The following is a 14,462-nucleotide window of genomic DNA, read 5'->3' on the forward strand; positions in this document are numbered from 1 at the left end:
CCCGCCTGAGATAATGGCGATCATGGCTTTTGCCGGGCAGGGCGATGAAAATTTCGCTCGCGGTTCAAAGCGCATAGGCGTTCGGGGTCACCTTCGCGTTTCCTCCTTCAGTAGGTGACTGTGACCACCACCGTGTCGGTATAGACACCGGCCGATGGCGTAACCTGCGGCGGCACGCGACCGTACACGGTGAGGGTCTGTGTCGCACCGTTTCCCGTTCCGGCCACCGTGCTGCCAGGCGTCGACGCATCGCCCCAAGGTTGGGTTCGATCGGTGTCCTTGTAGAGGCCGTAAGTCACGGTTTCCGCACCCTTCGACATTTTGCGCGACGTCGGCGGCGCGCCGGTGGTGCCGCCGTTCAGCGAGACGGTATATGCCAATGCCGGCGTGCAGGTGACCGAAACCTGCCCAGTGGCATCGACATTTGCACCCAGAATTCCTTTTGATCCGAAATCGATATTCTGCGTCGACACGAGACAATTGGCGGCGACTGTCGCATTGATGGTGAAGGTTGGATCTGCAGCGGTGGTTCCAGAAGCGGTACTGCAGCTGCTGCTGGAGGTGTAGCGATAACGAAACTCGACCTGCGCGCCAGAAAACGTTGAGAGATAGGTCCCAGGCGGAACCGTGCCTTGGCTACCAAATGCTCCGCCATAGATGGTCGCACTGCCCGTGGCGTTCCCCGAAGCATTCGGCGTCAACGCAAGGGCCGGCGGTCGGGAGGCATAGGCCCAGGCATAAGAGCCCCAAACCACGCTGCGCGCCGAATCCGAATAGAGCTGGTAGTTAAGGCTGTTGGCTCCGCTCAGCATCTGTCGCGCAGTCGCCGAAGATGCACCTCCAGTGCCGGCCGCAAGATGCGCACATATCAGGATGCGCTGGCCGGCAATGCCGCTGCAATTCATGTTGATCGTAGCGGTCGAGTTGGTTTGGCTGCTGGACAGTGTGTCGACCGAGCCAAAGTTCATGTTGGAAACGCCAAAGCTGCAGCTTTGCGCCCAGGCGAATGATGGAAACAAAGCGACGGTTAAGAGGATTGCAGCACGGAGCATTCTTTCTCCCAAATTCATCGGCATGCCACGTCCTTGATCGCCACTTGCTGGCCGGGCTCGGGTTTGTAGGGAAATTCGGCTCGGCAGGAGCTTCCATCCGAGCGGTCGATCACAACCGCGTTCTCAGAGGCAAGACCGCGAATGTAGGCCTGACCGTCGTAGCCGATGACGAACACATCCGAGCTACCGTCGATGCGCCCCTTTAGACCAGCCTCCAGCGGAGTGCCGCTGGTGTCGACCAAGGTGACGAGCGCTGCCTTCGGAGCCTCCGATACTCCAAACTTCACCACAACACCGCTGCGGTCGGCTGGCACAACGACCTCCTTGGTTGCCGGGACATCCGCATCGACCGCTAGGTTCTTGGGGTCGATTGAAACCGTGTTCGGCTCATAGGAGTTGAGGCCCGGGACGAGAATACGTCCCTTACGATCGGTCTTGCCGACTGGTCGGTTCTGGAATTGGACATCCACATCTGGCGCACCAACATCGACGACAGCGAAAGCGTCATCAATGCGATTGGTGGCAAAGACCCCGCCGCCGGCCACGGCAATCGCGCCATCCATTTGCGCGGTCGCCCTAAAATCATTGTCGTATTGTTGGACACCGGCCTCGAAGCGAGCGAACGGCGCCCGATAGCTAACAGCGGCCGACCGACTGGGCGTTTCTCCTTCGGAGGTCCGTGCCCGCCAGCCCACGCTGCCGTCCTGCAGCCGCTCCGACTTGGCGACGTCAGCTACGACATTCAGGCCATCCGGACCACTCTCCACGCCGGTCGAGGCAGTGATATCGTCGCCGAACGGGAGGGAGATTCCAGCGAAAACACCAAAACTGTCGCGGTCCTCAAGGTCGACAAAGGCGGTGGCGTAAAGGCTGCTTCGCCTGAAGATCTGCTGGCTGTAGGAGAGGCCGACAATCTGGCTCTTCTGGCCCTCGGCACTTTCGAGATGCGTGTAGGAGAGATTGAGGCTGGAAAAATCGAGCGGCGTTGGAATGCTCAAGGTTACCTGGCCGATCGCGCGGGGAACGCCTGCGCTGAAGATCGGAAAGTCGCCCGGATCGGAAAACGACGGTTCGGCGGTTATTGAGGCGATGTCTTCGTAGTCGCCGAAGGCGCGTTGGATTCGACCGTAAATCGACCAGCCTTCGTGGCTCATCTCCAGCGAGGCGTTCACAAGCGAGCCGGTTCGCCCGTCATGGTGGCTGCCCGCAACAGCGACCGATAGGGCGCCATAAGGTCCGAGCGGAAATGCGGCGCCCACTCCGCCATTAATCAAATCCTCGCCACCCTCGGCATGACTTTCCAGCGTCAGCCAGTTGGTGAGACCGTAACGTGCCGTTGCAAAGCCAAACATGCGTTGGTCGTAGTCGTCGGATTGGGTGCCGAAATTGCGCCGTGGAAATCCGACCTCAGTCGAGAAGTCGAGCAATCCCTGACCCAGCATGTCGCTGGAGGTATAGAAGGGGAGTCTGGTCGTCGTCTCACGACCGAGGCTATCTCTCAGGATGACCTGCGCTTCGCCGGCTCCTGCAAACACCGGCAGGTTGGTGATCTGAAAAGGCCCAGCGGGAATGTTGCCGGTATAGGTGCGAACGTTCTGGGTGTAGACTTCGAGCGTCGAAGGGACGGCGGCAGTTCCTCCGAACGATGGCAGCGGCAGAGTAACCAGATCAGATCGTAGCGCGAAATTGCGCTGCGCCTGGATGCCGCCGAGATAAACTGGCCGGGTCCAGGAGAGCCCGCCGGAGATAAAGTCGCCGCCCGGTAGGTCATCAGGCGCTTGGGGTCTGAGTAACTCCAGGTCGTGTTGAGCCGAGTAAACCCGCCGAATTCACCATCGGAGTAGCCGGCGATAAAACCTTGACTGAGGGTGCCGAAGGGACTGAACACGCGCGCGTCGAAGCCGCCGGAGATGCCCTGAAACAGGTCGACGTCCTTTTCGAACAATCGGTTGGAGCTAGCGAAAAGCGAATAGTTGAGTACTCCGCCGTAGCCGGCCTGCGGTTCTATACGATCCTCATTCCTGCTCCCGGCAACATCGACGACGCGGGCCGCGCGGCCGTCGTTCGTGGTCGTGACATAGAGGCGCTGACTTGGTCCATCGATACGAAAGGCAACGTTCGGCAATCGGTCAAGTCGGACCAAGCCATCACCGCCCACCGCATCATCCACCGGCTTCAGGCCGACCTGCTTCAGCTCATCCGCTGTTGCCGCCAAGCCACCGTCCGGGAATTGCGTGAAGGTGCCGACCAGTTGCGTCGAGACGTCGTTGATGAACACCTCGAGATAAAGATCGCGGCGTTCGGTTTGGGCGGGAGCGGGTTCCGCAATTTGAGATTGCGAATCCTGCGCGTTCGACGGCAGGAGAGGAAAAAAGAAACCTGCAACGACGATCGCGAATCTACTGCCCTTTGATCGCAACTGGGGCATCGAATGGTCCAAAGTCGCTCTGTGCCTTCAGTGTGACAGAGCTTCCGGCCAGCGATTTGCTGCTGCCGATCGGCCATTGCATGGTGGCGCCACCCAGAACGTAGCCGACCAGTCCGCTACGGCTTCCGAGCTTCTTGCCGCCTTGCGTCAGATTGAGATTGGATAGTCTCAGGCGGCTTTCACCATTGTTGCGCGCCGTGAGAAGAAGGCTGCGGCCCTTCCGCGACAGGCTGAACGAGACGTCCGGTGCCTTAGCGTCGGGATTGCGAAAGAAGACAGGCACGGAATATCGAAGCACCAGGGTGACGGTGCCTGCCTTCCTGCGCGAGGGATCGGGCAACTCGTCCACCAGCAGGCGGTAGCCCTCCTCGGTGCCCACCGGCGTCTTGCTTACGCGCAGCACGCGAACGGAATAATCGGCATTTGGCCCGACCTCAGTCGAGGGCGGGCTGGCGACAACGTCCGTGGTCGGCTCCAGTTGCTCCACCCCGTCGACCTGTCGCCATCGGAATACGCGAATCTGGACGTTAATCGGCCGCTTGGCGTCATTGTGCAGATTTAGAACTGCCGCGCTGTCGGGAGCAATCAGTTCCAGGCTGGTTGGGGCTACTCTAAGGGAAGCGGCTGCTGAATGGCTCACACACAGCAAAAGGAGCGCTGCCGCCCCTATGCATGACTGCATGGGTCGCATGTCGTGTCCTCCGGTTTGGGAAAGATCAATACGTCACTGTAATCGCAACAGTGTCCGTATAGGCGCCTGCGGCTGGTGTCGTCTGTGGTGGAACCCGCCCATAGACGGTCAGGTTCTGGACGCTACCGTTGCCGGTTCCTGCAACAGTGTCGGTGCCGATCGTCACTCCCCAAAGTTGGGTGCGCCCGGTGTCACGGTAAAGCGTATAGTTGACGGTGGCGGCACCCGGGCCGGTCATCTTGCGAACCGCAACGGTCGCGCCACTGCCAGCCCCGGCGCTCAGGCCAACATTGTAGGTCTGACCAGAGGTGCATTGAACGCCGATGGTGCTGGTTTGATCAACATTGGCATCGATGACGCCCTTTGATCCAAAATCAAGATCGCTGGCGGTCTGCACTTTGCATTCGGCCGTAATCGTGATGCGAACATTCATGTTGCCGGTTGCGACGGCGGCAAGGGCCGAATTCGTCAGTAATGAGGCTGCAGAAAGGATCGCCAGAAAGGCGGAGGACAAAGCTCGCATGCGGTGCTCCCGTATGGTTCGGTTCGTCGCACATGGCGAAAAACCGTCGAAAAGCTCCCAAGCCCCAATACATCTGACATATTTTCCGTTTAGATACAACTAATGTCGAGAATTCTCCCCATCGAAGCCCATTCGACATATTTTAGGTTGCTGGTAGGTTCTGTTCTATGTTGCAATAAGTACTTGAAGCAGTATGATTGGAAGCAGCTGTAGTATGCAACAAGTCCGAATTGATTCAGTTTGATATCTCGTCAAAGCCATAAAGCAACACTTTCCGTTCCCCAAATTGAAGCTAGATCTGTCCTTTTGCGTTCAATTGTGCGTGCAAGCATTAGATGTAACGCATGTGCCATAGGTTGCAAAATTCGACAGCGGCCAACAAAAGCTGGCCGGCGAACCGCAACCTACCGAAACAAGATATGGGTTGCCTGAAGGGTTGGCGAAGTGCTTCTCCTACGGGTGCCTCAGACGGCTCTGATGCAGCTAGTAGTAGACAGAACGGTGCAAGGCACGTACCAGTTTAGGAGGACTCGACCCTGAGCGCCTTCGCCCAATTCCGCAATATTCGAAAACCCTATTTCGATCAGAATTTTGCTCGGCCCTGATCCAGGTTTCCGTCAGTCTTATCCGACTGGCCTCCTCTGCCCGTACTTGGCCACGCCACCTGGCATCTCTGTCGCAAGGTGGTTGCGCCGGAACGGGCACAGCAGATCAGGCGGCCGATGTAGCTGCGTCCGCAGGCGGCTCAGCGTTGCGCGTCGGTCGCCATTTTCAGCGCCAGCGCGGCGAGCACCGTGCCCATCATCCAGCGCTGGATGACCATCCATAGCGGTCGTCCGGCGAGGAAGGTGGCGATTGAACCGGCCGTCACCGCGATGATGGCATTGACGGTCAGGCTGATGGAAATCTGCGTGGCGCCGAGCACCAGAAGCTGCGACAGCACATGACCTTTGCCGAGCGAGATGAACTGCGGCAGCAGCGACAGATAGAGAACCGCCACCTTGGGGTTGAGCAGATTGGTCATCAGGCCCATGGCGAACAGCTTGCGCGGCCTGTCCTTCGGCAGTTCGCGCACCTGGAACGGCGAGCGCCCGCCGGGCCGCACCGCTTGCCAGGCGAGCCACAGCAGATAGAGCGCGCCGGCAATGCGCAGCGCGTCATAGGCGAATGGCACGGCAAGCAGCAGCGCGGTGATGCCGAGCGCGGCCGATACGACATAGAACAGAAAGCCGACTGCCACGCCGCCGAGCGAGATCAGCCCGGCCTTCGGTCCTTGCGACAGCGAACGCGAGATCAGGTAGATCATGTTCGGCCCGGGCGTCAGCACCATGCCGAGGCAGACCAGCGCGAAGGCGAGGTGGTTGGCGGTTTCGGGCACGGGCAATCTCCGGGAAGCGGTGACGTTACTCACCATGCGCTTTGACTCGCCGCAAGAGCATGATGGCGGGAGCCTTTGCGCCAGCGTCGAAAATTGCAGAGGGCGGCGACGCTGTTGATCTCCCTCCTTGAGGGGGAGATGGCCGGCAGGCCAGAGGGGGTCGTCTCGCGTGGAGAACCAGCCTCGTCTGTCGACGAAGGGGTGTTGCGTCCCGTCGAACCGACCCCCTCTGTCGCCTTTGGCGACATCTCCCCCTCGAGGGGGGAGATGAGCAGCTTCTGCCTCAGCTCACCACGCGCAGGTTCGACAGCTCGTTGGCGATTTCCTTGAAATTGTCCGACAGCGTGGCGCCCGTGGCATTCCAGAACAGTTTCGCAGGCTTGCTCGGGTCGATCGGATCCTTGCGGAAGCGCGAGTCGGACGAACACGTCTTCAGCGCGTCCATCGCGCTCTTGTCGCCGGCGTCGGTCGTCGACATGTCGAGCGCCACCGTCATCACCATGATGTTGGCCGCCTTGGCGTTGTTGCACAACGTCGCCATCTGCTCGTTGAGCGCGGCGGTGTAGTTGCTCGACGAATAGTTGAGCTGGCCGATGGCGCTCGACGTGCCGCCGAACAGGCGGGTGACCGCGGTGCCGTTGTAGCCGACGCCGGTATAGCCATAGCCGGCATAGGTCGACTTGTTGCCGGCGGGGTCGGAGCTCACCGTCGAATAGGTGTTCTCGCCGTCGGTCAGCACGATGACCACCTTGTCGTTGCCGCGTTCGGTCTCCGGGCGTCCCTCGGTGAAGGGCTCGGTGCTGGAGACGGTGCGCCAGCCCCACGCCATGCCTTCCGGCACATTGGTGTTGCCGTTGGGTGCCATCAGGTCGATCGCAGCCTTGATCTTGGCCAGCCCGTCGGCGTTGGTGACATCGGTCAGCGGCGTGATCGGCGTCGTGGTGCAGCTGTAATTAGGCCCGGCGCCTTTCGACAGCACCGGCGCATTGATCGGCCGCGGCTGGAAATACTTGGCCATGTTGGACTGTCTGGTCTTGCCGGTGGTGCTCGACGGATCGTCGTTCCACCAGCTGTTGACCGCGCCATAGGTCACCGGCTTCGGCTCATCCGGATCCTGCGTGATATACCAGTGGTTGCCCGGCTCGTCGGGCGCAAACATCGGCACGAACATGGTCGCGGGGTCGCCGACGCCAGTGCCGGTGTTGTTCGGTCCGCCGGAGGCCGGCGCATCGTTGACATTATAGGGATAGGGACGGACTTCGACGCAGCCCTGCCAGCTGGCGAACGGTCCGTATGTGTCGGTGTAGTCGTATTCGTCGTGGCTGTCCGAGCATGTATGATTGGCACGGTATTTGTCGCAGACCACGCGTTTGCTGCCGACGATGCGCTCGTGGCTGGTGACCACCTTCATGTCGCGGTAAAGCGAGAAGCGGGTCAGCATCTGCCCCTCCTGCTCACCCCAGCCGGTGCCTTTCTTGTACCAGATGCCACCGATCTTCTGGGCATATTTGTCAGCGGCGTTCAGCGTCGACCAGTCGAAGTTCTCATTATGGATGGGCGACAGACCATACGCGTCGATCCATGACGCATTGTCGTTGCTGGCGCCGACATTGACCGAGGCGGCGAACGGCACCAGGCTGAACTGCACCGGCTTGTCGATCTGCTTGATCATTGCGGCCTGCGAGGCAAGCGTGTCGACCAGCTGCTTGGCGGCCTGCTTGAGAAGGTCGATGCGCTTTTGTCCGGAGCCGGTGCCGGGCGTCGACATCGAGCCCGAATTGTCGAGCACCATGGCCACTTCCAGCGTGTTCTTCAACCGCACCTGCGAGCACACGGAGTAGTCGATGTCGCCTGACGTCTTGCCGATCAACATCGAAGCTGCCGGCAGGAAATAGGGCTTGTAGACCAGGCTTGCGCAAAGCTTGACGATGCCGCCGCCGGCTGTGCTGCTGGGCAGCGTAACGTCGAGCGTCGTGTTGGCCGGATCGACGTCGTTGAGGTTTGCCTTGAAGAAGTCGAGTGCATAGGCCCGCAACTGGTCGTCGGTGGCGCCTTCCACCAGCCGGCGCGCGGTGGCGAAGTTGGCGGCGTCGAGCGCGTTGACCACCTTCTGCTTCTCGCTGACCATGCCGCTGAAGTCGACGGCCAACGCCACGCCGCCCATCAGCGGCACCATGGCCAGAACAGTCATGAGAGCATAATTGCCGCGCCGGTCGCGCCAGAAGTCACGCCAGAATGTGCGCATGTGATGTAAGCGGCCCCGCCTGCGGATTCTTCAATGCCGCCACACTTTCACAAAACGCTGAAGGACGGGTTTGGGAAACCGCTCGATTGCGCGCTGAGCGCTTCACCAAGCGCTAACCAAAGGTGGCGGCCGGTGGATGACCGCTGCTCGAAGAAACGCCCCGCCGGGGAGACGGGGCGCCTCGTTCCAAAGGATTTCGTTGGCTCAACCGACGATGCGCAGGTTTGACAGCTCGTTGGCGATTTCCTTGAAATTGTCGGACAGCGTGGCGCCGGTGGCGTTCCAGTAGAGCTTCGCGGCCTTGGTCGGATCTTTGGGGTCCTTGCGGAAGCGCGAATCCGAGGAACATTCCTTCAGCGCGTCCATTGCCTTCTTTTCATCCGTCTTGGTGTCGACGAGGTCGAGCGAGACGGTCATGACCAGGACGTTGTTGGCCTTGGCATTTGCGCAAAGCGTTTTCATCTGCTGGTCGAGCGCGGCGGTGTAGTTGGTGGAGGTATAGGTGGTGCTGGGGACGTCCGTATTCATGAACAGGCGGGTCACGCTTCCCGATCCCGGATAGGTCAGGCCGGTATAGCCATAGGCGGCATAGGTCGATCTGTTGTTGGAACTGCTGCCGTCACTGACGGCGCTATAGGTGTTGGCGCCGTCGGTCAGCACGATGACCACCTTGTCGTTACCTTTTTCGCTGTTCGGCCGGCCGTCGGTGAAGGGCTCATTGCTCGACACCGTACGCCAGCCCCAGGCCATGCCTTCCGGAACGTTGGTGTTGCCGGTCGGCGCCATGTCGTCGATGGCATCGTCCAGTTCTTGTTTCTCGGCCTCGTTGGTCACGTCCTTCAGCGGCGTGATCGGATTGGTCGTGCAGCCAGCGTTCGGACCGTCGCCTGCAGCGGCCGAACTCGAGTTGTAGGGTTTGATCATGAAGTACTTGCGCATGTCCGACTGACGCTCCTTGGCGGTCGTAGAGCTCGGCCAGTCGGCCCACCAATTGTTGTCGGACTTCGGGATGTTAGCCCAAATATTGACATCGTCGATGCCGTCGCGATTGAAGTCGCGCCAGAGGGTGCCAGACTCGTCCGGTGCAAACATAGGCACGAACAGCGTAGCCGGGTTGGCGGTATCGGGCGTCGTGTCGTCGTCATTATAGGGATAGGGCCTCGCCTCCACGCAGCCTTGCCAACTCGCATAGCGGCTCGTGGTGTAGACATATGTCGGCGGTGGGTAGAACCAATGGCCCTTGTCACAAGTGCCATTCTTCTTGAAAACGTCACAGACATATTGCCTCGGGGTGGTAACCGTTTCGCGGCCGGATTCGACGGTCATGTCGGAATAGAGGCTGAAGCGGGTCAGCTTCTCACCCTCGGTATCCCCCCAGCCGCTGCCTTTCTTGTACCAAACGTCGCCCACCTTCAGGGCATACTTGTTGGGGTCGTTGGCCGCGGTCATCTTCGTCCAGTCGAAATTCTCGTGGTGGATCGGCGAGATGCCTTGCAGGTCCATCCAAGAGTCCTGGTCGTGGCCGGGGCCGACGTTGACCGACGCCGAAAACGGAACCAGGGAAAACTGCACCGGTTTGGAGATCTGCTTCATCTGCTGCGCCTGAAGCGCCAGCGTGTCGACCAACTGCTTGGCTGCCTCCTTGAGAAGATCGATGCGCTTCTCACCAGTACCGGAGCCGAGGTAGGCCATCGACCCCGAATTGTCGAGCACCAGCGCAACCTCGAGCGTGTTCTTGAGGCGAACTTCGGAGGTTGCGGTCATCTGGACATCGGTGCTGCCTGACGATTTGCCAAGCATCCAGGCCGCGACCGGCAGAAAGTATGGCTTGAACGTCAGCGTCGCCTGAAGTTTCAGCGTGCCGCCGCCGGTATTGTTGTTTGGCAATGTCACGGTCAGCAACGTATTGGCGGGCTGGACGTGGCCGAGATTGGCCTCGAAGAAGTTCTTGGCATAGGCCTTGATCGCATCGTCGGTCGCGCCGGAAACGATCTGCCGGGCAGTGGCGATGCCTGCGGCATCGAGCGCATTCAGCGTTTGTTGGCGCTGGCGGACCAGCTCGGTGTAGTCGATGGCGAGCGCCAGCGCGCCCATCAACGGCACCAAGGTTATCACTGTCATCAAGGCATAGTTGCCGCGTCTGTCGCCTAGAAATCTGCGGATCATGCCTACAGCACCCCTGCCAGGACCCAAATGTCGACTATCGGCGTGAACATGCCCACAAATCGTTAAATTTCAGGTTGCTGAAATACGTCCAAGGTCGGCCCATCTTTTCAAGGCTCGTTAACCATTGGGCCTGGTGATCGGCGATGCGACATTTCCTGATCGGCCGAAGCTTGGGGAAAGGCGCCTTCTGCGAGATGCAACCGCCATCAGCCCATGGCTCGACGGCGTCGAAACGCCGAAAGCTGGTGACAGGATGAAACGCTTCGGTTAATGCGGGACCGGTTGCGGCGGACCGTCGGCCGCAGCTCCAGCAACGATCGTCACATCAGGAAAACGGCATGGCGGATTCGCCTGACATCATCGGCTCGCTCGCGGATTTGTCGGGTGCCTACTCGGCCATCCTGTGCGATGTCTGGGGCGTGATCCACAATGGCGAATGGCATTTCCCGGCTGCGACGCTGGCGCTGGAAACCGCGCGCGCGGCCAAGCTTCCGGTTGTCCTGATCACCAATTCACCGCGCCGCAGTGCCGATGTGGTGGCGCAGATGAATGCGATCGGCGTTCCCGCCGCTGCCTACGACCGTGTCGTCACGTCGGGCGACGTGACCCGCGACCTCATCGCCGAAGGCCCGCGAAAGATCTTCCATATCGGCGCCGATCGCGACTTCACCCTCTATGACGGTCTCGACGTCGATCTCGTCGAGGAGTTCGAGGCTTCCGGCGTCGTCTGCACCGGGCTGTTCGACGACGAGGTGGAAACACCTGAGGATTACGCCGAACTGCTGCGCCGGCTGCGCGCCAGGAACCTGCCTTTCATCTGCGCCAATCCCGACATCGTCGTCGAGCGCGGCGAGCGCATGATCTGGTGCGCCGGGGCCTTGGCCCGCGACTATGCCCAGCTCGGCGGCCGCACGCTGATTGCCGGAAAACCCTATGCGCCGGTGTATGACGCAGCAATGCGGGAAGTCGCCTCGCTTGTCGGCCGTGACGTCGGGCGCTCCGAGGTGCTGGCCATCGGCGATGGCATGATGACCGACGTCAAGGGCGCCGCCGACAATGGCATCGACGTGCTCTACGTGTCGGGCGGCATTCACGCGCGCGACTATGGCGATCCCATGCAGCCGGACCCCGCCAGGCTTGCAGCCTTTCTGCAAAAGCACGGCTACCGGCCGGTCGCCGTCATTCCGAGACTGCGGTAGGGTCGTTTCCATGAGCGCAGCCTTCGATCATATTTCCGCGACCGCGCCGCTGCCAGCGCACTTGCGTGGCGGCGTCGTGGCGATCGGCAATTTCGACGGCGTTCACCGCGGCCACCAGGCCGTGCTCGAACGCGCGCTGGCCGAGGCCGGGCGGCGCGGCGTGCCGGCACTGGTGCTGACCTTCGAGCCGCATCCGCGCAAGGTGTTCAGGCCCGATATGCCGCTGTTCGTGCTGACGCCGCCTCCGATGAAGGCGCGGCTGTTGTCGCATCTGGGCTTTGCGGCACTCGTCGAACAGCCATTCACGCGCGCCTTTGCCGGCCTGTCGGCCGAGGCATTCGTGACCGATGTGCTGGAAAGCAATCTCGGCATCACCCATGCCGTCACCGGCTTCGATTTCCACTTCGGCAAGGACCGGCAAGGCGGCCCGGCCTTTCTGATGGCGGCAGGCGAGCGCCACGGTTTCGGCGTCACTTTGGTCGACGCTTTTCGCGACGAAGGCGCCGAGGTGGTGTCGTCGAGCCGCATCCGCGCATTGTTGTGCGAAGGCGAAGTCGCCGAGGCCGCCGGTCTGCTCGGCTACCGCTTCACCGTCGAAAGCGAAGTCATCGGTGGCCAGCAGCTCGGCCGCACACTCGGCTTCCCGACAGCCAACATGAGTCTTTCGCCGGAAGCGACTCTGAAGGAAGGGATTTATGCCGTCCGCTTCCGCCGCGCCGACGGCACGCTTTATGACGGTGTCGCCAGCTTTGGCCGCCGCCCGACCGTCGACGACAATGGCGCGCCGCTGCTCGAAACCTATGTTTTCGACTTTTCCGGCGATCTCTATGGCGAGATCTGCGAGGTCTCGTTCTTCGGCTTCCTGCGCCCCGAGGTGAAGTTCGATGGGCTCGACGCCCTGGTGGCGCAGATCAAGCGCGACGAGACGGAGGCGCGCGCGCTGCTGGCCGGGGTCAGGCCGCTATCGCAGCTGGACAGCGCGATCGCTTTTTGAGCTTCCGGCCGCTTACCGCTTCAAGGCAAGTCCGAGAGCAATGAAGCTCCAGCCCTGGAAGATCAGGTCGATGGCGAGGAACAGGCCGAGCACCCACAGGCTGTTGACGGGCCAGCCCATGGCGATGGTCAGGCCGGCCAGCACACTGATCAGGCCGGCCGCAACGACCCAGCCCCAACCGCTTTCCGGCCGGTGGCTGTAGCCGACCCAGGCCCTGAGCGCGCCCGAGGCGACAAGCGCCACCGCAAGCAGCAAGGTCAGCACCGTTGACGCCAGCAGCGGATTGTCGAAGGCAAAGAAGCCGGCAACAGCATAGAGCAGGCCGCTGAGCAGCCAATAGAAGAAGCGGCTCCAGCTTTTCACGCCAAAGGCATGAATTATCTCGATGATGCCGGCCATCAGCATCAGCCAGCCGACGACGTAGACAGAGGCGACGGTCGCGATGAACAGATTGCCGAAGGCAATGCCGCCGAAGATGAGCAGCAGCACGCCGAGCGCGACGAACCACCCCCATTTGTCTCGTGTCCGGCCGATCGCGTCTTTCAGGGTGTCGCCGTGCAGGGTCATAGCCGCATCTCCTCAAAGTCACTGTGCATCAAAGATTGCCTGGCTTGTCGCCGTCCCTGAAGTTAGTCCCGGCGTCGGCACCCGTCCAGCGATGGCGGCAGCTGCAAACCGCGATCTCTGTCTCGGATTTAAATCAAATTTTACCAAACGGTCGTCAAAGCTGTGGCCGGGGTGCGGCTGTGTTGTGTTAGTGGAGTGACCATGAGTCCGGTCAGGAAAATGTCTGCGGTTGTGGCGGCGATCATGCTGGGTGCGCCGGCGATGGCAAACGCGGGCGAGGGGACCTTCGGCTGGTTCCACGGCGACTGGTATCTGATGCTTGGCGCCACCGGCATGGTCGCGCCGAAATTCGAGGGCTCCAACAGCCTTCTGCTCAGCGCCACGCCGATCATCTCGCTGGGCAAGGTCGGACCATCTGCCCGCTTCACCTCGCGCAATGACAACATCTCGCTGGCATTGGTCGACGATGGCGGCGTCCGCGCCGGCCTGACCGGAAAGTTCCTGTTTTCGCGCAGCAGCAAGGATGAGCTGAAAGGGCTCGACCCGGTGCGCTGGGGCGGCGAGGTTGGCGGTTTCTTCGAATTCTACCCGACGGACTGGCTGCGCGCCCGCGCCGAATTGCGCCACGGCATCCGTGCCCATGACGGCTTTGTCGCCGACATCGCCGCCGATGCGTTCTACGATGTGACGCCGACGGTCAGGATTTCGGGCGGCCCGCGCGTGTCGTTCGCCTCGTCGGCCTATTTCGACTCCTACTACGGCGTCAACGCCAAGGAGGCCGCAGCCTCGGGCCTCAGCGAATACCACCCCGGCGGCGGCCTGAAATCCACCGGCCTCGGCGGCGCCATCACCTGGAAGGTCACCGAGCCGATGACCGCCAGCCTGTTCGGCGAATATGCCCGCCTGATGGGCCCGGCCGCCGATTCCAGCCTGGTCAAGGAGCGCGGCCAGCGCGACCAGTTCACGGTTGGCGTCTCGACCACCTACCGTTTCAACTTTTCAATGTAGGCGATTTCGGCGCTTTATTCCTGCCGTGGCTTCGGCTAAAAGCCCTGCCATGACCAGCTTTTCGCGCCTTTTCGCGATTGCGATACGAATTACGAGCCCGGTGTTCCAGGCAGCTTGAAGGCTGCCGGAGCCGCCGGGAATCTTGGCGTGCGCTCTCGCACTTTTTCCAGATATTGATAATTCAACGCCCGAGCCTCTACGCCCGCCGGGC

At 61.1% G+C, this 14,462-nt stretch carries 10 protein-coding genes and 1 pseudogene; 3 read left to right on the forward strand and 8 right to left on the reverse strand.

The window, feature by feature from the left end:
- Positions 1-107: 107 nt before the first annotated feature.
- The 7 genes and pseudogenes from AC1DYC_RS02915 to AC1DYC_RS02945 form a co-directional block, all read right to left on the reverse strand.
- Complete coding sequence (locus AC1DYC_RS02915) at positions 108-1,052, reverse strand: Csu type fimbrial protein (RefSeq protein WP_477408141.1); 945 nt, start codon at positions 1,050-1,052, stop codon at positions 108-110.
- A gap of 14 nt (positions 1,053-1,066) precedes the next feature.
- Positions 1,067-3,480: pseudogene (locus tag AC1DYC_RS02920) on the reverse strand (fimbria/pilus outer membrane usher protein).
- On the reverse strand, positions 3,452-4,171 hold the full coding sequence (locus AC1DYC_RS02925; RefSeq protein ID WP_477403819.1) for a fimbrial biogenesis chaperone: 720 nt from the start codon (positions 4,169-4,171) through the stop codon (positions 3,452-3,454). Before AC1DYC_RS02925 ends, AC1DYC_RS02920 begins: the two are co-directional and overlap by 29 nt.
- A 25-nt stretch (positions 4,172-4,196) precedes the next feature.
- Positions 4,197-4,694 (reverse strand): Csu type fimbrial protein, encoded by a 498-nt coding sequence (locus tag AC1DYC_RS02930; RefSeq protein ID WP_477403821.1) that lies wholly within the window; start codon positions 4,692-4,694, stop codon positions 4,197-4,199.
- Between the two features lie 745 nt (positions 4,695-5,439).
- The gene (locus AC1DYC_RS02935; RefSeq protein ID WP_023742986.1) at positions 5,440-6,072 is read right to left on the reverse strand and encodes a LysE family translocator; all 633 of its coding nucleotides are present in this window, start codon (positions 6,070-6,072) and stop codon (positions 5,440-5,442) included.
- Positions 6,073-6,355: 283 nt separating this feature from the next.
- Positions 6,356-8,317: a TadE/TadG family type IV pilus assembly protein gene (locus tag AC1DYC_RS02940; protein ID WP_477403823.1), complete on the reverse strand. Its 1,962-nt coding sequence runs from the start codon at positions 8,315-8,317 to the stop codon at positions 6,356-6,358.
- Between the two features lie 204 nt (positions 8,318-8,521).
- A complete protein-coding gene (locus tag AC1DYC_RS02945; protein ID WP_477403825.1) occupies positions 8,522-10,483 on the reverse strand; it encodes a pilus assembly protein TadG-related protein in 1,962 nt (653 codons plus the stop codon).
- A gap of 338 nt (positions 10,484-10,821) precedes the next feature.
- Between AC1DYC_RS02945 and AC1DYC_RS02950 the strand changes: the two genes are divergently transcribed.
- Together AC1DYC_RS02950 and AC1DYC_RS02955 are read left to right on the forward strand one after the other, a co-directional pair.
- Complete coding sequence (locus tag AC1DYC_RS02950) at positions 10,822-11,682, forward strand: TIGR01459 family HAD-type hydrolase (protein WP_477403827.1); 861 nt, start codon at positions 10,822-10,824, stop codon at positions 11,680-11,682.
- A gap of 10 nt (positions 11,683-11,692) precedes the next feature.
- Positions 11,693-12,676, forward strand: a complete 984-nt coding sequence (locus AC1DYC_RS02955) for a bifunctional riboflavin kinase/FAD synthetase (protein WP_477403829.1) — start codon at positions 11,693-11,695, stop codon at positions 12,674-12,676.
- A gap of 12 nt (positions 12,677-12,688) precedes the next feature.
- On the opposite strand, the gene AC1DYC_RS02960 is transcribed toward AC1DYC_RS02955, so the two are convergent.
- Entirely contained in the window at positions 12,689-13,243 is a 555-nt protein-coding gene (locus tag AC1DYC_RS02960) for an HdeD family acid-resistance protein (protein WP_477403831.1), read from the reverse strand.
- A 219-nt stretch (positions 13,244-13,462) separates the two neighbouring features.
- On the opposite strand from AC1DYC_RS02960, the gene AC1DYC_RS02965 reads away from it, so the two are divergent.
- Positions 13,463-14,251 (forward strand): MipA/OmpV family protein, encoded by a 789-nt coding sequence (locus tag AC1DYC_RS02965; RefSeq protein ID WP_477403833.1) that lies wholly within the window; start codon positions 13,463-13,465, stop codon positions 14,249-14,251.
- The last annotated feature ends 211 nt before the right edge of the window (positions 14,252-14,462 follow it).

It is taken from the genome of Mesorhizobium sp. P2_E7, from assembly GCF_056403855.1.

Excerpts from the sequence above, each read along its gene's own strand:
- AC1DYC_RS02915 (WP_477408141.1), bottom strand. The coding sequence starts at position 1,052 with ATGCTCCGTGCTGCAATCCTCTTAACCGTCGCTTTGTTTCCATCATTC.
- AC1DYC_RS02960 (WP_477403831.1), bottom strand. The coding sequence starts at position 13,243 with ATGACCCTGCACGGCGACACCCTGAAAGACGCGATCGGCCGGACACGA.
- AC1DYC_RS02940 (WP_477403823.1), bottom strand. The coding sequence starts at position 8,317 with ATGCGCACATTCTGGCGTGACTTCTGGCGCGACCGGCGCGGCAATTAT.
- AC1DYC_RS02965 (WP_477403833.1), top strand. The coding sequence starts at position 13,463 with ATGTCTGCGGTTGTGGCGGCGATCATGCTGGGTGCGCCGGCGATGGCA.
- AC1DYC_RS02930 (WP_477403821.1), bottom strand. The coding sequence starts at position 4,694 with ATGCGAGCTTTGTCCTCCGCCTTTCTGGCGATCCTTTCTGCAGCCTCA.
- AC1DYC_RS02925 (WP_477403819.1), bottom strand. The coding sequence starts at position 4,171 with ATGCGACCCATGCAGTCATGCATAGGGGCGGCAGCGCTCCTTTTGCTG.
- AC1DYC_RS02945 (WP_477403825.1), bottom strand. The coding sequence starts at position 10,483 with ATGATCCGCAGATTTCTAGGCGACAGACGCGGCAACTATGCCTTGATG.
- AC1DYC_RS02955 (WP_477403829.1), top strand. The coding sequence starts at position 11,693 with ATGAGCGCAGCCTTCGATCATATTTCCGCGACCGCGCCGCTGCCAGCG.
- AC1DYC_RS02950 (WP_477403827.1), top strand. The coding sequence starts at position 10,822 with ATGGCGGATTCGCCTGACATCATCGGCTCGCTCGCGGATTTGTCGGGT.